The following is an 18,244-nucleotide window of genomic DNA, read 5'->3' as shown; positions in this document are numbered from 1 at the left end:
GTGCGGCTGAAGTGCATCAAACTGGCGGGGTTCAAATCCTTCGTCGACCCGACCACGGTGAACTTCCCCAGTAACATGGCGGCGGTCGTCGGGCCGAACGGTTGCGGCAAGTCGAACATCATCGACGCCGTGCGCTGGGTGATGGGCGAAAGTTCGGCGAAGAACCTCCGTGGCGAATCGATGACCGACGTCATCTTCAACGGTTCGACCAGCCGCAAACCGGTGAGCCAGGCGAGCATCGAACTGGTGTTCGACAACTCCGACGGCACGCTGCTCGGCGAATACGCGGCCTATGCGGAGATTTCCATCCGCCGCAAAGTCACCCGCGACAGCCAGACCACTTATTATCTCAACGGCACCAAATGCCGTCGGCGCGACATCACCGATATCTTCCTCGGCACCGGCCTCGGCCCGCGCAGCTACTCGATCATCGAACAGGGGATGATCTCCAAGCTGATCGAATCCAAGCCGGAAGACCTGCGCAATTTCATCGAAGAAGCGGCGGGCATCTCCAAGTACAAGGAGCGTCGCCGTGAGACGGAAAACCGTATCCGCCGTACCCACGAGAACCTCGCCCGCCTCACCGACCTGCGCGAGGAGCTGGAGCGCCAGCTCGAACGTCTGCACCGTCAGGCCGAGGCGGCGAAAAAGTATCAGGAACTCAAGGCCGAAGAGCGTCAGCTCAAGGCGCAACTGTCGGCCCTGCGCTGGCAGGATCTTAACGAGCAGGTCGGTCAGCGCGAGTCGATCATCGGCAACCAGGAAGTCAGCTTCGAAGCGCTGGTCGCTGAACAGCGTAACGCTGATGCGGCCATCGAACGCCTGCGCGACGGTCACCACGACCTGTCCGAGCGCTTCAATCTGGTGCAGGGCCGCTTCTATTCGGTCGGCGGCGATATCGCCCGGGTCGAGCAGAGCATTCAGCATGGCCAGCAGCGGTTGCGCCAGTTGCAGGACGATCTGAAAGAAGCCGAACGCGCGCGTCTGGAAACCGAATCGCACCTTGGCCACGACCGCACGCTGTTGCTGACCCTCGGCGAAGAGCTGGACATGCTCACGCCAGAACAGGAAGTCACCAGCGCCGCCGCCGAGGAAGCCGCTGCGGCCCTCGAAGAAGCCGAAACCACCATGCACGGCTGGCAGGAGCAGTGGGATGCTTTCAACCTGACCGCTGCCGAACCGCGCCGTCAGGCTGAAGTCCAGCAGTCGCGGATCCAGCAGCTGGAAAGCAGCATGGAGCGTCTGGCCGACCGGCAGAAACGTCTCGCTGAAGAGCGCGCGTTGCTGTCCGCCGACCCGGAAGACGCGGCGATCATGGCGCTCAACGAGCAGCTCGCCGAGTCCGAAGCGACCCTCGAAGATTTACAGACCAGCGAAGAAGCGCAAGTCGAAAAGCTTGAACAACTGCGTCAGGAATTACAGCAAGCGTTGACCGCACAGCAGCAGGCGCAGGGCGATCTACAGCGGCTCAACGGGCGTCTGGCGTCGCTGGAAGCCTTGCAGCAGGCCGCGCTCGATCCGGGCACCGGCACCGCCGAATGGTTGAAGGAACACAATCTCGCCGAGCGCCCGCGTCTGGCCGAAGGTCTGAAGGTTGAGGCCGGTTGGGAATTGGCGGTGGAAACCGTGCTCGGCGCCGATCTGCAAGCGGTGCTGGTCGACGATTTCAGCGGTTTTGATCTGTCCGGATTCACCCAGGGCGATCTGCGCCTGCTCAGCCCGGCCAGCGATGGCGTGCGGGTGGCGGGCAGCCTGCTGGACAAAGTCGAGGCGCAGATCGATCTGTCGCCGTGGCTCGGCCAGGTCAAACCGGTCGACAGCCTTGAACAGGCGCTGGCCTTGCGCGGCCAGTTGAGCGCCGGGCAAAGCCTCATCAGCCGCGACGGCTATTGGGTCGGTCGACACTTTTTACGCGTACGTCGCGCCAGCGAAGCGGAAAGCGGCATGCTCGCCCGTGGCCAGGAAATCGAAGACCTGCAACTGGAGCGCGAAGAGCGCGAAGCCACGGTCGACGCCATGGAAACCCGCCTGCAAACCCTGCGCGCGCAACAGCGCCAGCAGGAAAACGGCCGCGAACATCTGCGCCGCTTGCTGCAGGACGAAGCGCGCCAGCAAGGCGAACTGAAAGCACAATTGTCCGCCGGCAAGGCCAAGGCCGAGCAGCTGACATTGCGCCGCACCCGTCTCGATGAAGAACTGGTCGAGCTCGCCGAACAGCGCGAGTTTGAGCACGAGCAGGTCGGCGAAGCGCGCATGAATTTGCAGGAAGCGCTGGATTCCATGGCGCTCGACACCGAGCAGCGCGAGTTGCTGCTGGCCCAGCGCGACAGCCTGCGCGAGCGCCTTGATCGCGTGCGTCAAGAAGCGCGGCAGCACAAGGATCACGCCCATCAATTGGCCGTGCGTCTCGGCTCATTGCGTGCTCAGCATGACTCCACGCGGCAGGCGCTGGAGCGTCTGGAAATGCAGGCCGAGCGCCTGACTGAAAAGCGCGAACAGTTGAGTCTGAATCTGGAGGAGGGCGAGGCGCCGCTGGAAGAGCTGCGTCTGAAACTCGAAGAGTTGCTCGACAAGCGCATGACCGTCGATGAAGAACTCAAGACCGCGCAGATCGCCCTGGAAGACGCCGATCGTGAATTGCGCGACGCGGAAAAACGCCGCACCCAGGCCGAGCAGCAATCGCAGCTGATTCGCGGCCAGCTCGAACAGCAGCGCATGGAGTGGCAAGCCCTGACCGTGCGGCGCAAGGCTTTGCAGGATCAATTGCTCGAAGATGGCTACGATCTCAACGGCGTGCTCGCCACATTGACCGCGCAAGCCAGTGAACGCGAAGCCGAAGAAGAACTCGAACGCATCAACGCGCGGATTCAGCGCCTGGGTGCGATCAACCTCGCGGCCATCGACGAATACACGCAACAATCGGAGCGTAAACGTTATCTGGATGCGCAGGACGCCGATCTGGTCGAGGCGCTGGAGACCCTTGAAAACGTCATCCGCAAAATCGATAAGGAAACCCGCAACCGTTTCAAAGATACCTTTGATCAGATCAACGGTGGTTTGCAGGCACTTTTCCCGAAAGTTTTCGGTGGCGGGCGCGCGTATTTGGAACTGACGGGCGAAGATCTACTCGATACAGGGGTGACGATCATGGCGCAGCCGCCCGGGAAGAAGAACAGCACCATCCATTTGCTCTCCGGCGGCGAAAAGGCCCTGACTGCATTGGCCCTGGTTTTTGCCATCTTCAAGTTGAACCCGGCGCCGTTCTGCATGCTCGATGAGGTTGACGCGCCACTGGATGACGCTAACGTTGGACGCTACGCACGCCTGGTCAAAGAGATGTCGCAGACCGTGCAGTTCATCTACATCACCCACAACAAGATCGCCATGGAAATGGCCGAGCAGTTGATGGGTGTGACGATGCATGAACCGGGCTGTTCGCGACTGGTGGCGGTAGATGTCGAGGAGGCGATGGCGATGGTGGACGCCTAGCGGCGCAGCTGCAGGTTACAAGCTCCAAGCTGCAAGTGGACGGCTTGTGGCTTGGAGCTTAAAGCTTGTAGCTGCGAAGCCTTTGATCGTGCTAGTTTAATGTCAATTTTTCGTATACGTGGGCAAAACGCCTGTCAGAACATAGAGTTGGCGCCACGTTTTAAAGCGGTTTACGCAGTGTAAACCCCTTATTTTTCAGCATTTTTTATAGAGGCACGGGATTACATGGAAATCGGTCTGCGCGAGTGGCTGATCGTCATCGGCATCATTGTGATAGCCGGTATTCTTTTCGATGGCTGGCGCCGTATGCGCGGCGGCAAGGGAAAGCTGAAATTCCGTCTCGACCGGAGCCTGTCCAATCTGCCGGACGAGGACACCAGCGCCGAGCTGTTGGGCCCGGCCCGCGTCCTGGACACGCACAAAGAGCCGCAACTGGACGAGCACGATCTGCCGTCGGTGAGCATGCCCAACCGCGAAGCCCGCGAACCGCGTGAGTCCGGTTCGAAACGTGGCAAGCGCGGCAGCAACGGCCCGGCGCAGGGCGACCTGAACCTCGACCTCGATCTGGACGGCGGTCCGAGCTTCAGCAGCCGCGATGACGATTTCGCCGAAGACAGCAAGCCTGCAGCGGCCGTGGCGGAAAAAGATCAGCCGCAAGCCGAAGAAGTGCTGGTGATCAGCGTGATCTGCCGCGACCCGGCCGGCTTCAAAGGCCCGGCGCTGCTGCAGAACATTCTCGAAAGCGGCCTGCGTTTCGGCGAGATGGATATTTTCCACCGCCACGAAAGCATGGCCGGCAACGGCGAAGTACTGTTCTCCATGGCCAACGCGGTCAAGCCGGGCATCTTTGATCTGGACGACATCGACCACTTCAGCACTCCGGCGGTGAGCTTCTTCCTCGGTCTGCCTGGCCCGCGTCATCCGAAGCAGGCTTTCGACGTAATGGTCGCGGCGGCCCGCAAGCTGTCGCAGGAACTGAACGGCGAGCTGAAAGACGATCAGCGCAGCGTACTGACTGCGCAGACGATTGAGCACTACCGTCAGCGCATCGTCGAATTCGAACGCCGCGCATTGACGCAGAAGCGCTAAGGCCAAAATCGAAAGATCGCAGCCTTCGGCCTGTAGGAGCTGACGAGTGCAACGAGGCTGCGATCTTTTGGCCCCGCCGCCGATAATGGAATGAAACTGGAGCAGCCTCGGCTGCTCTTTTGCTTTATGAGAGAACACCCATGACCGCCGCCAAAACCCGCATTCTAGAGCTGCGCGCTGAGCTGGATCAGCACAACTATCGCTATCACGTTCTCGACGAGCCGAGCATTCCCGATGCCGAGTACGACCGCTTGTTCCACGAGCTCAAGGCGCTGGAAGCGGCCAACCCGGAACTGATCACCAGCGATTCGCCGACCCAGCGCGTCGGCAGCATGGCGTTGACTGCGTTCACTCAGGTGCGCCACGAAATCCCGATGCTCAGCCTCGGCAACGCCTTCGAAGAATCCGACATGCGCGAGTTTGATCGCCGCGTCAACGAAGGCCTCGACGTGCCGGCCGGCGATCTGTTCGGTGGCGGCGCGGCGGTGGAATACAGCTGCGAGCCGAAGCTCGATGGCCTGGCGGTCAGCCTGCTGTATCAGGACGGTCTGCTGGTGCGCGGCGCCACCCGTGGCGATGGCACCACCGGCGAGGACATCAGCGTCAACGTGCGTACCGTGCGCAATATTCCGCTGAAGCTGCACGGCGAAGGCTGGCCGGCGACGCTGGAAGTGCGCGGTGAAGTGTTCATGTCCAAGGCCGGTTTCGAGCGCCTCAATGCTTCGCAGCTGGAAATCGGCGGCAAGACTTTCGCCAACCCGCGCAACGCAGCAGCAGGCAGCCTGCGCCAGCTCGACTCGAAGATCACCGCCAATCGTCCGCTGGAATTCTGCTGCTATGGCATCGGTCAGGTGTCTCACGATATCGCCGACACCCACATCGGTAACCTCAAGCAGTTGCAGAAGTGGGGCATGCCGATCAGTCACGAACTGAAGCTGGCCAAGGGCATCGATGAGTGCCTGGAGTACTACCGCGACATCGGCGAACGTCGTAACTCGCTGGCCTATGAAATCGATGGCGTGGTGTTCAAGGTCAACAGCATCGCTGACCAGCGTGAGCTGGGCTTCCGCGCCCGCGAGCCGCGCTGGGCGATCGCACACAAATTCCCGGCGATGGAAGAACTCACCGAGCTGCTCGACGTGGAATTCCAGGTCGGCCGCACCGGTGCGGTGACGCCGGTGGCGCGTCTGAAACCGGTGAAGGTCGCCGGCGTCACCGTGGCCAACGCCACGTTGCACAACATGGACGAAGTGGCGCGACTGGGCCTGATGATCGGCGACACGGTGATCATCCGCCGCGCCGGTGATGTGATTCCGCAAGTGGTGCAGGTAGTCACCGAGCGTCGCCCCGATGACGCGCGCCCGGTGGCCATTCCCGAAAGCTGCCCGGTGTGCGGCTCCCACGTTGAACGCACGCAACTGGTCAAGCGCAGCAAGGGCAAGGAAACCTTCAGCGAAGGTGCGGTGTATCGCTGCGTCGGCCGACTGGCCTGTGGCGCGCAATTGAAGCAGGCGATCATTCACTTCGTCTCGCGCCGGGCCATGGACATCGAAGGCTTGGGCGACAAGAGCGTCGAGCAACTGGTCGACGAAGGGCTGGTCAGCTCGCCGGCCGATCTGTATGCGCTGAAGTTCGACGACATCGTCGATCTGGAAGGCTTTGCCGAGGTATCGAGCAACAAGCTTCTCAAAGCCATCGAAGACAGCAAGCAACCGAGCCTGGCACGTTTCATCTACGCCCTCGGCATTCCCGATGTCGGCGAAGAAACGGCCAAGGTGCTGGCGCGTTCGCTGGGTTCGCTGGAGCGCGTGCAACAGGCCTTGCCGCATGTGCTGACTTACCTGCCGGACGTCGGCCTGGAAGTGGCGCACGAGATCCACAGTTTCTTTGAGGATGCGCACAACCAGCAGGTCATCAGCGAATTGCTCGGCCATGGTTTGCAGATTCAGGATCAAGGCGAGTTGGGCGCCGAATTCGCCGCCAGTACCACCCTGGGCGGCTTGCTCGACAAACTGCACATTCCCTTCGTCGGCCCCGGTGGTGCGCAGAAACTCGCCGATCGCTTCGGCTCGCTGGAAGCGGTGATGAACGCTGACTGGCTGGACATGCGCCAGGCATTGCCGGAGAAGCAGGCCAACTCGGTGCGCGAGTTCTTCGCCTCGCCTGAGCATCGGCAACTGGCCGAGCAGGCCGAGCAGCAATTGCGCGATTTCGGCATGCATTGGCAGAGCGAGAAGAAAGTCGTCGAAGGTCTGCCACTGTCCGGCGAAACCTGGGTGCTGACCGGCAAGGTCGAGTTGATGAGCCGGGATGTGGCCAAGGATCATCTGGAAAGCCTCGGCGCGAAAGTTGCCGGCTCCGTGTCGGCGAAAACCCATTGCGTGGTCGCAGGCCCGGGTGCCGGGTCGAAACTGACCAAGGCCAACGAACTGGGCGTGAAGGTCATGGACGAAGAAGCGTTTATCGCCTTCCTCAAAACCCACGGCGTCGCTGTCTGACGGTATGAACCCCTGTGGCGAGGGGATTTATCCCCGCTGGGTTGCGCAGCGACCCCAAAACCCTGCGACCGATCATTTCATCTGTATCGCGTGTACGGTTTTTTGCGACTGCTGCGCAGTCGAGCGGGGATAAATCCCCTCACCACAATGCTGCTATCACCCGGCTGCGCGGTTATGGGTGGGAACGATGTTGTCTTCAGAATGATCTAGTCTTGGCCAGTCCCAGGGAGAGATCGCCATGCACCGTTTTTTCGAGCAGCTCAGTTCCCGCATCATCGCGCCGTTCGTGGCCGGATCCTCGCGCAACAGCAAAGTCTGGCCGTGCCGTTGCGGCCAGTCGCTGTTCTTTCGCAACAGTCAGTGCCTGGCCTGTAGCGCCTTGCTCGGCTATCAGCCCGAACAAAGTCGCCTGACGTCGCTGCAGCCGGGGCCGGAAGAGGGTACCTGGACACTCGACGCCGATCCCGACGCCGGACTGTTCCGCCGCTGCGCCAACCTCGACATGCCCGCCGCGTGCAACTGGCTGCTGCCGGCCAACGACCATGACACCTTGTGCATCGCTTGCAGCCTCAACCGCACCATTCCCGACCTGTCCGTCGCGGAAAATCCCGAACGCTGGCGCAAGGTCGAAATCGCCAAGCGCAGACTGGTCGCGCAACTGATCACCCTCGGCCTGCCGGTGATCCCGAAAACCGTCGACGAAGAAACCGGACTGGCGTTCGACTTCATTGGCGTAGACCTCGAAGGCAACGCGCCGATGACCGGCCACGCCAATGGACTGATCACCCTCGACATCAAAGAGGCCGACGACGCTCACCGTGAGCAGGTCAGGGCGGCGATGCACGAACCTTACCGCACGCTGCTCGGGCATTTTCGCCATGAGGTCGGCCACTACTACTGGGACCGCCTCATCGCCAACGGCCCTTGGCTGGACGCGTTCCGCAATCTGTTCGGCGACGAACGCGCCAGTTACGCCGAGGCGCTGGACCGGCACTACCAGCAAGGCGCGCCGCTGGACTGGCCGCAGCATTACGTCAGCGCCTACGCGACCATGCACCCGTGGGAAGACTGGGCGGAAACCTGGGCGCATTACCTGCACATGATGGACGCGGTCGACACGGCGCTGGGCTTCGGCATGAGCGCGCGGGAAATGGACTTCGACTATCAGCCATTTCCGACCAGCACCCTGTACGACCCCGAGCATCCCGGCGGTGGCGCTTTCCTGTCATTCGTCAATGCGTGGATCGAACTGGCCGGCATGCTCAACGAACTGTCGCGCAGCATGGGCCAGCCGGATTTCTACCCGTTCGTACTGCCGGCAGCGGCGATCGCCAAGCTGCACTTCATTCATCTGGTGATCCAGCAGGCCGGGGGCAGGGCGGATGAGGTGCTGGCCTTGTAGGTGTCGCAGGGCCGTGATGTTTATGTCCTTGAAGCCGTTCAGGTTTTTTATCTGCAACCAACGGTTGTAAGTTCATCTCAGACAGGTACAATGGCGCGGCTCGCCGATAGGCAAGCGTCGTTATGGTGACCCCATCGGTCCCCCCGCAACGATTACCCGTGAACCTGGTCAGATCCGGAAGGAAGCAGCCACAGCGGGAACATTGTGTGCCGGGGTGTGGCTGGTGGGGGCACCACCTTAACGAACCAACCGAGAATTCAAAGAGAACTGCATGGGTTTGCCCACTGCGGTTTTTTTATGCCTGCGATTTGGCTAGTGGCGTTGATCCGCCATCAGAAACGCGCGGATCAGCCGCGCAGCGTCCCGGTGCCCGTGCGGCTGTCGACAGCGAACAGTGGCATACTCCCTCGCCTGGCAACGAGAGGTAAGGCAAGTGGGTGAAATCGACGATCTGACTCGTGAAAAACTGCGCGAATGGCAGATGCGGCGTCTGGAAGTCAAAGCGCAGATGCAGGATCAGCCCGAGCGCACGCTGGAGTTGTCACGAGTGCTCGACCTGATGGATGAGGAGCACGCCGCGATTCTGGCGGCTTCGACCGTGTTCAATGCGGCTGAAGAAGCTGCGCAGCCGGCCGCGGTGCAGGACCAGCCCGCCCTCGCTGAATCGGTGGCCGGCCAGTACGACCTGCAACTGCACGCCAGCGCGCAAAGCCCTGAACACCTGCGCAAACTGCTGGAAGTGGCGCTCTACGAAGTGCAAGCGCAGATTGAAGCAGGGCCGCTGGCTGGCGGCGCAGATCGACGCGGCATGTCCGGCACGCTCGGCGGCTACTCCTTCGAACTGCGGATCAGCCCCGAGTCCGGCAGTGAGGGAAACTTGCCGCAGTCCCATGAAATGCACGACGAGAATGACCAGGACTGATCTGGTGTTGTATTAAAGCCCAGGCGGCGAGGTTGTATGCACCCGGAACATTTTGATTTGGCCACCCCGGTATTTCTGCCCATCACCCATGATGCGTGTACGGCGCTGTTGCAGCCCGAGGGTGTCGCGACACTGGCAAGCCTGAGCGACCCGGAACTGGCGGCAGTGCTGGTCATTCAGAACCTCGCCCAGGCCACGGAACAGGATCTGAGCGCCAGCGCCGCGGAGAAGATTCTCGCCAGACTCATTGACTGGTCTGTCACCTCCCGGCGCACCGGATCGGCAGGACTGCTTGCAGAGGCGCGGCGTCTGTTCGATTCGCGCAAATTGTATTTCGGCCTCAATGCGCTCAAAGGCCTGAACTTGCGCTTTCTCATGGCCGATGAAGTCGCCGCGCAGGCATTTCTGTTGCCCGGCGGGCAGTGGGATGTGGACTACAAGATCCGCCATCAGCAACAGAACAACCCGTTCATTCAGCAAATGGTCACGCCACGCGAGCGTGAACACTGGTTAAGTGCGGCGCAGGACAAACTGCTGCGAACCTTCCGTGCCAACCTCGACGAAGACCTGCACGTGCAGGGTTATGCGGGCATCGGCAAGAGCTACATGCTCAGCGCGCTGATCGAATGCCTGCGCTCGAAACGCACCCTGGTACTGGCGCGCACCCCGGCGAAACTGGCGACGCTGCGCAAGCACATCGTGCAGGTCCACGACACGGAAATTGGCCAGACCTTTTTCGATTTCGCCCAGGCTCAGCTGCTCGGTCCCCGGTTGCCTATGGCCAGGACGCCCGCGCGTCTCCCGAGCAAACAGGCGCTGGCGCAGGAACTGCATATCTTCGGCTTTCGCCACCACGACGGTCCGGGCACCCTCGAGGTTTGTCTGCGCGTGCTCAAGCTGTACTGCGCCTCAAGAGATCACACGCTGTCCGCCAGGCACTTGCCGCACTTCCAGCAGCCCTTGACCGGCGCAGACTCGCAAGCGCTGCTGGAATACTCCAGTCGCCTGTGGGTGTATCTGGAGGCCAACCCGGCCTGGGCCAGCCAGAGCGGTTTTCCGACGTTGTTGATGGTCAAGCGCGCCAGTCTCGCCGGTTGCCGCGTCCCGCCGCGCTACACCCATGTGATCATCGACGAAAGCCAGGATGTGCCGGCGTCGCTGCTGCAAATCATCGAGCGCGGGCAGCAGGTGCTGATCACCCTCGGCGATGAGTATCAGCAGGCCACGGGTGAGGCGCCCAAGCGCAAGCGTGAAGTTCGTCAGAGCGATATCTGCTATTCGGTGCGCTCGGGGCGCAATGTCGAGCGCCTGGTCAATCCGCTGATCTCGCGCCACACGCACAAGAGCAAAGTGCCGTTCGAAGGCGCTCGTCACGCCGACGTCGATATCGAGTACTACCCGCAAGCCTTCGTGCCGCCCGAAGGTTGCGTGGTGCTGACCGCTTCACCGTGGGACACGATGATGTGGGCCATCCACCTGCACGATTGCAATTGCGCCTTCAGTTTTCCCGACCGGGAAGCGCAGGACGACATCAAGCATTTCATGACCACCGCCATCGAGCTGTTCCGCCGCGACTTCTATAACGCCGGGTCCAGCGAGAAAGGACCGCACCCGTATTTCAGCGACATGGCTGATTGGCAGCAGGTGCGCGCCGCCAACCAGTTCGATGAAGCATTCTTGTGGATCGAGGCACAGTTGCAAAACGGCTTCATGATTGCCGACCTGACGCGACTGAGCCAAAAGATCATCGAGCCGGGCAAAGCCTGCCTGTTGATGATGGCCGAGCGGGCTGGCGGCATGGAGTTCAGGCGCGTGCTGTTGACCCGGACGTTGCTCAGTAACGAGAAATTCAAGGATGCCTACGAGTTCGATCAGCGCATCTGTGCCGTGTACATCGCCGTGTCCCGTGCCCGGCAGCAGCTCTATCTGCCTTATGACGTGGTGGAATGGATCGATTATCACCACAGCCGCGAGCCGAAATTCCGCGAATCACACGGTTATTGACCCGGCCAACCCTGTGGGAGCGAGCCTGCTCGCGAAGGCGCCGGAGTGTTCAACAACTGTGCCGCCTGACATACCGCTTTCGCGAGCAGGCTCGCTCCCACACGGGGTTAGGGTGTGGTTGATGAGGCGCCGGTGTACAACCGGATAATGTCGTCGATCTCGCCGGACATTTTCATCCGCAGCAACGTGCGCAGGATCCGCTGCACCGGCACTTTCGGGTCGTTCCGCACATAGCAGCCGATATTCTGTTCCTGCAACACCGCGACCCCTTGCAGCTGCTGCTCCGGCAGCAGGCGCTGGTTGATCCAGTCCAGCGTCCACTGATTGCTCACCGCATAGCGATATCGCCCGGCGAGGAGCTTTTCCAGGACCTGTTCCTGATTGCGCGCGTCTTCGCGTTGCAACTGGTCGGCGTCGAACAGCGGTTGCAGGGTAGGGTAGCTGTAGCCAAGAACGGTGCCGATGGCCTGGCGCGGCAACTGGGCGGGATTGATCTGCGCCGGTTGTTCCTTGCGGCTGATAAGCAGGTCGCGCTGGAACCACAACGGCACGCTCCAGATGTAATCGCCGGACTGATTCGGCAGCCACGACTGCGCGGCATAGCAGCGCACGTCGATGTCGCCGTGCTCCATGGCGCTCTGAACCCGCGCGCGCGGCAGGACGACGAATTGCGCGGGCGCGCCGACCTGGGTCGCCAGGCTGAGCAGAATGTCATGCAGGATGCCCTGGGTCGGTCTGCCGCTTTGCAGTTGCACCATCGGCATCGCCCAACTGTCCGGCACGGCGAAACGCAACGGCGCTTGCGCTGCCATCGCGTTGAGGCTGATACCCAGCAATGCCACCACGGCCCACCGCATAGACGCTCCGGTAATTCCCCATCCCGAGCTGATAAAAGCCTCTGCTGATGCAGCTTAGCCATATTAGACGAGGACACCGGATGCAATTTTGCCCTTGCTCCGCTAGCATTAGCCGCTTCTGCTTCCTTCGCTGCGACGGTTTTCGATGAGTTATCAGGTTCTTGCACGTAAATGGCGTCCGCGCTCGTTCCGCGAAATGGTCGGCCAGACCCATGTGCTCAAGGCTCTGATCAATGCCTTGGACAGCCAACGGCTGCACCACGCCTACCTGTTCACCGGGACGCGCGGGGTCGGCAAGACCACCATCGCGCGGATCATTGCCAAGTGCCTGAACTGCGAGACGGGTATCACCTCCAGCCCCTGCGGCGAATGTTCGGTGTGCCGCGAGATCGATGAAGGCCGTTTTGTCGACCTGATCGAGATCGACGCCGCCAGCCGCACCAAGGTCGAAGACACCCGCGAACTGCTCGATAACGTGCAGTACGCGCCAAGCCGTGGGCGCTTCAAGGTCTACCTGATCGACGAAGTGCACATGCTATCCAGCCATTCCTTCAATGCGCTGTTGAAAACCCTCGAAGAGCCGCCGCCCTACGTCAAGTTCATCCTGGCGACCACCGATCCGCAGAAACTTCCGGCAACGATTCTTTCGCGTTGCCTGCAGTTCTCCCTGAAGAACATGACGCCCGAGCGTGTGGTCGAGCACTTGACCCACGTTCTGACCGCGGAAAACGTACCGTTCGAAGACGATGCACTGTGGCTGCTCGGCCGCGCGGCTGACGGTTCGATGCGTGACGCCATGAGCCTGACCGATCAGGCCATCGCGTTCGGTGAAGGCAAGGTCCTCGCGACCGACGTGCGCGCGATGCTCGGCACACTGGATCACGGTCAGGTCTATGACGTGCTGCATGCGCTGATCGAAGGCGATGCCAAGGCGCTGCTCGAAGCCGTGCGTCACTTGGCCGAGCAAGGCCCGGACTGGAACGGCGTGCTCTCGGAAATTCTTAACGTGCTGCACCGCGTGGCCATCGCTCAGGCGTTGCCGGAAGGGGTCGACAATGGCCACGGCGACCGTGATCGCGTATTGGCCCTTGCCCAAGCGTTGCCGGCCGAAGACGTGCAGTTCTATTACCAGATGGGCCTGATCGGGCGCCGCGATTTGCCGCTGGCGCCGGACCCGCGCGGCGGTTTCGAAATGGTCTTGCTGCGGATGCTCGCGTTCCGCCCGGCGGATACGGCGGACGCGCCGAGGCAACCGCTAAAGCCAGTGGGGATCAGCCAGGCCACAGTTGATTCCGCAAACTCAGTGGCTGCCGCGCCGAAGCCTGCGCCGGTGGTCGCTGCGGCTGTTGCGCCCACACCTGCGCCCGCACCGGTAGCGGCGCCGTTTGCCGAGCCAGAACCTGTGGCGCCGGTTGTCGAAGCACAACCGGAGCCTGAGCCAGTCGCCGTCGAAGCCGTGGTCGATCTGCCGTGGAACGACCCGGTGGAAGCCGAGGCCGAGCCTGCGCCCGCTCAGCAACCCGCTGTCGAACCAGTGCTGGAAACCGCTGGCGAGCAGCCTGAATTGCCGCCGATGCCGCTGCCGACCCCGGACAGCGTGGTGCCGGATGCGCCGGAGTGGGCCGCTGCGCCAATTCCCGAGCCGTCCGTCGCCGACGTCGATGCCGCTACGCCGGGCATGGACATGGACGACGAACCGCCGCTGGATGAAGACTACATCGAGCCGGACATGGATTCGGCCTACAGCTATCTCGACGAACTGGCCAGCGAACACGCTGCCGATCCCGAGCCTGAGCCCGAGCCGGAACCTGCCGCCGCGCCGGCCACCGGTCTGGCCCTGCAATGGCTGGAGCTGTTCCCGAAACTGCCGATTTCCGGCATGACCGGCAGCATCGCCGCCAACTGCACGTTGATTGCGGTCGATGGCGATCACTGGCTGATGCACCTTGACCCGGCCCACAGCGCCCTGTTCAACGCCACGCAACAGCGTCGTCTCAACGACGCATTGAACCAGTTCCACGGGCGCACGCTGACCCTGACCATCGAGCTGATCAAGCCCGAACAGGAAACACCGGCCCAGGCCGCCTCGCGCCGCCGCGCCAATCGCCAGCGTGAGGCGGAGGAATCGATCCACGGTGATCCGTTCATCCAGCAGATGGTTCAGCAGTTCGGCGCGGTGGTGCGAAGCGATACTATTGAACCTGTCGACGCCTTGGTCACCCAAGGCTAATAACTGAAGGCGCTCGGCCAAGATGGCCGGGCGCTGTTTTTCCAAGTACGTTTGAGGTGATTCCCATGATGAAAGGTGGCATGGCCGGCCTGATGAAGCAGGCGCAGCAGATGCAGGAAAAAATGGCCAAGATGCAGGAAGAACTGGCCAACGCCGAAGTCACCGGCAAGGCCGGCGGCGACATGGTCACCGTGGTGATGACCGGTCGTCACGACGTTAAAAGCGTGAGCATCGACCCAAGCCTGGTCGAAGGCCTGAGCGAAGACGACAAAGAGATGCTGGAAGCCGTGGTCGCTGCCGCCGTCAACGACGCCGTGCGCAAGATCGAAGCCAACAGCCAGGAAAAAATGGGCAGCATGACCGCCGGCATGAACCTGCCAGCGGGTATGAAACTGCCATTCTGATTCGCCATTGGGCGGCAGATGAGCTACACAAAATGCCAGGCATTGCGCCTGGCATTTTTGTTTCTGCCTGATGGACATATGCCGGCTGGACTGACGCCTTCGCGAGCAGGCTCGCTCCCACATTTGGAATGCATTCCCCTGTGGGAGCGAGCCTGCTCGCGAAGGGGGGGCGCCTCGTTCAAAACTGAAGAAACATCGAACACACCACGGCAACCAAGGTCTGCTCCCTATACACCGAATTCCCCATTCACAGGAGACGCTGACATGTCCGACCCTCTCACCCTCAATCAACGCTTCGTCCTCGCCTCGCGCCCGACCGGCGCGCCGACCCCGGAGAACTTTCGTCTCGAGCGCGAGGCGCTGCCGGATCTGCAGGACGGCCAGGTATTGCTGAAAACCCTGTACCTGTCGCTCGACCCGTACATGCGCGGACGTATGAGCGACGCACCGTCCTACGCTGCGCCAGTGCAAATCGGCGAAGTTATGACCGGCGGCGCGGTCAGCCGGGTCGAGCAGTCCAATCACCCGAAATTCCACACCGGTGATCTGGTGGTTGGCGCCACCGGTTGGCAGAGCCACAGCATCAGCGACGGTCGCAACATCATGCCGATCCCGGCCGGCCTGCCGAGCCCTTCGATGGCCCTCGGCGTACTGGGCATGCCGGGCATGACCGCGTACATGGGCCTGATGGACATCGGCCAGCCGAAAGAAGGCGAAACCCTGGTGGTGGCTGCGGCGTCCGGCGCCGTCGGCTCGGTGGTTGGGCAAGTGGCGAAGATCAAAGGTCTGCGCGCGGTCGGCGTGGCCGGTGGTGCCGAGAAGTGCAGATACGTCGTTGAGGAGCTGGGTTTTGATGCCTGCATCGACCACAAGGCCGACGACTTCGCCGAGCAACTGGCCAAGGCCTGCCCCAACGGAATCGACATTTATTATGAGAACGTCGGCGGCCATGTCTTCGACGCGGTCGTGCCGTTGCTCAATCCCAAGGCGCGCATCCCGTTGTGCGGCCTGATCGCCGGCTACAACGCCGCCGAAGCGCCGACCGGCCCGGATCGCCTGCCGATGCTGCAACGCACACTGTTGACCAAACGTGTGCGGATTCAGGGCTTCATCGTCTTCGATGACTATGGTGATCGTCAGCCGGAATTCATCAGCCACATGGTGCCGTGGGTACGCGACGGCAAAGTGAAATTCCGCGAGGATGTGGTCGAAGGCCTGGAGCAGGCGCCCGAGGCTTTCATCGGTCTGCTGGAAGGGCGCAACTTCGGCAAACTGGTAGTCCGGGTCGCCCAGGACTGAGGATTTGACGCTGGCCAGAGGCGCGGGTATAAACCGCGTCTCGTTGTTTAGTCGGACTGTTTACCCATGAGCTTCAGCCCTTTGATTCGCCAACTGATCGACGCTCTGCGCACCTTGCCGGGCGTGGGTCAGAAAACCGCTCAGCGCATGGCGTTGCAGTTGCTCGAACGTGATCGCAGCGGCGGTACGCGTCTGGCCCAGGCCTTGAGCCAGGCCATGGAAGGCGTCGGCCATTGCCGCCAATGCCGCACGCTGACCGAAGACGATCTGTGCCCGCAATGCGCCGACCCGCGCCGCGATGACACGCTGCTTTGCGTGGTCGAAGGGCCGATGGATGTTTATGCGGTAGAGCAGACCGGCTTCCGTGGCCGCTATTTCGTGCTCAAGGGGCACTTGTCGCCGCTGGATGGCCTGGGGCCGGAAGCGATCGGTATTCCGCAACTGATGGCGCGGATTGAAGAGGCGGGGACCTTTACCGAAGTCATCCTCGCCACCAACCCCACAGTGGAAGGCGAGGCGACGGCGCACTACATCGCGCAGTTGCTCAACAACAAAGGCCTGGTCGCCTCGCGGATTGCCCACGGCGTGCCGCTGGGCGGTGAGCTGGAGCTGGTCGACGGCGGCACGCTGGCGCATTCGTTTGCCGGGCGTAAACCGATTTCCCTCTGAATTTGCGGCGTCTGAACTGACGCCTTCGCGAGCAGGCTCGCTCCCACATTGGTTTTGTGTCGTTCACAAATCCCCTGTGGGAGCGAGCCTGCTCGCGAATGGCGCGCCGCGGTCCATCTGATTCACACAATTTCATTGATAACCAAGCAAGCGCTCGGTTAACGTCGGCGAACCCTTCCGTGGAGCTCGCCCATGCCTGCCTTTCAGGAATACTTCGACCCCAGCCACCAATTGATACGCGACAGCGTCAGACGTTTCGTCGAGCGCGAGATCCTGCCGGACATCGATCAGTGGGAAGAAGCCGAAAGCTTTCCCCGTGAGCTGTACCTCAAGGCCGGTGCGGCGGGCATTCTCGGTATCGGCTATCCCGAAGCGCTTGGCGGCAGCCATGAAGGCGATCTGTTCGCCAAGGTCGCCGCCAGTGAAGAGCTGATGCGCTGTGGCTCTGGTGGCCTGGTGGCGGGGCTGGGTTCGCTGGATATCGGCCTGCCACCGATCGTCAAATGGGCGCGGCCTGAAATGCGAGAGCGGGTCGTCCCCCAAGTGCTCAGCGGCGAGAAAATCAGCGCGCTGGCAGTGACCGAACCCGGTGGCGGTTCCGACGTCGCCAACCTGCAAACCCGCGCCGTGCGTGACGGTGACTTCTACCGGGTCAGCGGCAGCAAGACCTTTATCACCAGCGGCGTGCGCGCGGATTTCTACACCGTCGCGGTGCGTACCGGTGCGCCGGGGTTTGGCGGCATCAGTTTGTTGCTGATCGAGAAGGGTACGCCTGGTTTCACCGTGGGTCGGCAGTTGAAGAAAATGGGCTGGTGGGCGTCGGACACGGCTGAATTGTTCTTCGACGATTGCCGCGTGCCTGTAGGAAACCTCATCGGCGGGGAGAACATGGGCTTCGCCTGCATCATGGGCAATTTCCAGAGCGAACGCCTGGCCCTGGCGCTGATGGCCAACATGACGGCGCAATTGGCGCTGGAGGAGAGCCTGAAGTGGGCGCGCGAGCGGGAGGCATTCGGCAAGCCCATCGGCAAATTTCAGGTGATCAAGCATCGCCTCGCCGAAATGGCCACGGCGCTGGAAGTGTCGCGGGAGTTCACGTATCGGCAAGCGGCAAAAATGGCGGCGGGGCAGAGCGTGATCAAGGAGATTTCCATGGCGAAGAACTTCGCCACCGACACCTCGGACCGTATCACCACCGAGGCCGTGCAGATTCTTGGCGGGCTCGGTTACATGCGCGAAAGCCTGGTGGAACGGCTGTATCGGGATAACCGCATTCTGTCGATTGGCGGCGGGACGCGGGAAGTGATGAACGAAATCATCAGCAAGCAGATGGGGCTTTGACCAAAAGCGTGAGGGCTGCTTGTGAGCAAGCTCGCCCGGA

The 18,244-nt window shown here is 61.8% G+C and carries 12 protein-coding genes and 1 other RNA gene; 12 read left to right on the top strand and 1 reads right to left on the bottom strand.

The genetic code is table 11. The features are described from left to right. The 7 genes from smc (at position 1) to PspCFBP13508_RS23295 (ending at position 11,404) form a co-directional block, all read left to right on the top strand. Positions 1 to 3,489: a chromosome segregation protein SMC gene (gene smc / locus PspCFBP13508_RS23325; protein WP_137215814.1), complete on the top strand. Its 3,489-nt coding sequence runs from the start codon at positions 1 to 3 to the stop codon at positions 3,487 to 3,489. A gap of 225 nt (positions 3,490 to 3,714) precedes the next feature. After that, on the top strand, positions 3,715 to 4,578 hold the full coding sequence (gene zipA, locus PspCFBP13508_RS23320) for a cell division protein ZipA (RefSeq protein WP_016773851.1): 864 nt from the start codon (positions 3,715 to 3,717) through the stop codon (positions 4,576 to 4,578). Positions 4,579 to 4,718: 140 nt separating this feature from the next. Then, positions 4,719 to 7,076 (top strand): NAD-dependent DNA ligase LigA, encoded by a 2,358-nt coding sequence (ligA, locus tag PspCFBP13508_RS23315; protein ID WP_137215813.1) that lies wholly within the window; start codon positions 4,719 to 4,721, stop codon positions 7,074 to 7,076. 238 nt (positions 7,077 to 7,314) lie between these two features. Beyond that, on the top strand, positions 7,315 to 8,478 hold the full coding sequence (locus tag PspCFBP13508_RS23310) for a putative zinc-binding metallopeptidase (RefSeq protein WP_137215812.1): 1,164 nt from the start codon (positions 7,315 to 7,317) through the stop codon (positions 8,476 to 8,478). Between the two features lie 132 nt (positions 8,479 to 8,610). Continuing rightward, positions 8,611 to 8,707: signal recognition particle sRNA small type (gene ffs / locus PspCFBP13508_RS23305), an RNA gene on the top strand. 204 nt (positions 8,708 to 8,911) lie between these two features. Then, positions 8,912 to 9,400 (top strand): hypothetical protein, encoded by a 489-nt coding sequence (locus tag PspCFBP13508_RS23300; protein WP_178084507.1) that lies wholly within the window; start codon positions 8,912 to 8,914, stop codon positions 9,398 to 9,400. Positions 9,401 to 9,436: 36 nt separating this feature from the next. Beyond that, complete coding sequence (locus tag PspCFBP13508_RS23295) at positions 9,437 to 11,404, top strand: hypothetical protein (protein WP_137215811.1); 1,968 nt, start codon at positions 9,437 to 9,439, stop codon at positions 11,402 to 11,404. A 107-nt stretch (positions 11,405 to 11,511) separates the two neighbouring features. Here the strand turns inward: PspCFBP13508_RS23295 and PspCFBP13508_RS23290 are convergent, their stop codons facing one another. After that, the gene (locus PspCFBP13508_RS23290) at positions 11,512 to 12,261 is read right to left on the bottom strand and encodes a transporter substrate-binding domain-containing protein (RefSeq protein WP_137215809.1); all 750 of its coding nucleotides are present in this window, start codon (positions 12,259 to 12,261) and stop codon (positions 11,512 to 11,514) included. 145 nt (positions 12,262 to 12,406) lie between these two features. Here PspCFBP13508_RS23290 and dnaX point away from each other — a divergent pair, with 145 nt between their 5' ends. From dnaX to PspCFBP13508_RS23265, 5 genes are all read left to right on the top strand, one after another. Beyond that, positions 12,407 to 14,491, top strand: a complete 2,085-nt coding sequence (gene dnaX, locus PspCFBP13508_RS23285) for a DNA polymerase III subunit gamma/tau (protein WP_137215808.1) — start codon at positions 12,407 to 12,409, stop codon at positions 14,489 to 14,491. 65 nt (positions 14,492 to 14,556) lie between these two features. After that, positions 14,557 to 14,895 (top strand): YbaB/EbfC family nucleoid-associated protein, encoded by a 339-nt coding sequence (locus PspCFBP13508_RS23280; protein ID WP_003223337.1) that lies wholly within the window; start codon positions 14,557 to 14,559, stop codon positions 14,893 to 14,895. A gap of 264 nt (positions 14,896 to 15,159) precedes the next feature. Beyond that, entirely contained in the window at positions 15,160 to 16,194 is a 1,035-nt protein-coding gene (locus tag PspCFBP13508_RS23275; protein WP_130911529.1) for an NADP-dependent oxidoreductase, read from the top strand. A gap of 66 nt (positions 16,195 to 16,260) precedes the next feature. After that, positions 16,261 to 16,863 (top strand): recombination mediator RecR, encoded by a 603-nt coding sequence (gene recR / locus PspCFBP13508_RS23270; RefSeq protein ID WP_016773861.1) that lies wholly within the window; start codon positions 16,261 to 16,263, stop codon positions 16,861 to 16,863. Between the two features lie 192 nt (positions 16,864 to 17,055). Then, entirely contained in the window at positions 17,056 to 18,204 is a 1,149-nt protein-coding gene (locus PspCFBP13508_RS23265) for an acyl-CoA dehydrogenase family protein (protein ID WP_137215806.1), read from the top strand. The last annotated feature ends 40 nt before the right edge of the window (positions 18,205 to 18,244 follow it).

Source organism: Pseudomonas sp. CFBP13508 (assembly GCF_005233515.1).
Taxonomy (GTDB): domain Bacteria; phylum Pseudomonadota; class Gammaproteobacteria; order Pseudomonadales; family Pseudomonadaceae; genus Aquipseudomonas; species Aquipseudomonas mercuritolerans.
Note: the sequence above shows the minus strand (reverse complement) of the source record. Positions and strands in the feature narration are given on the sequence as shown.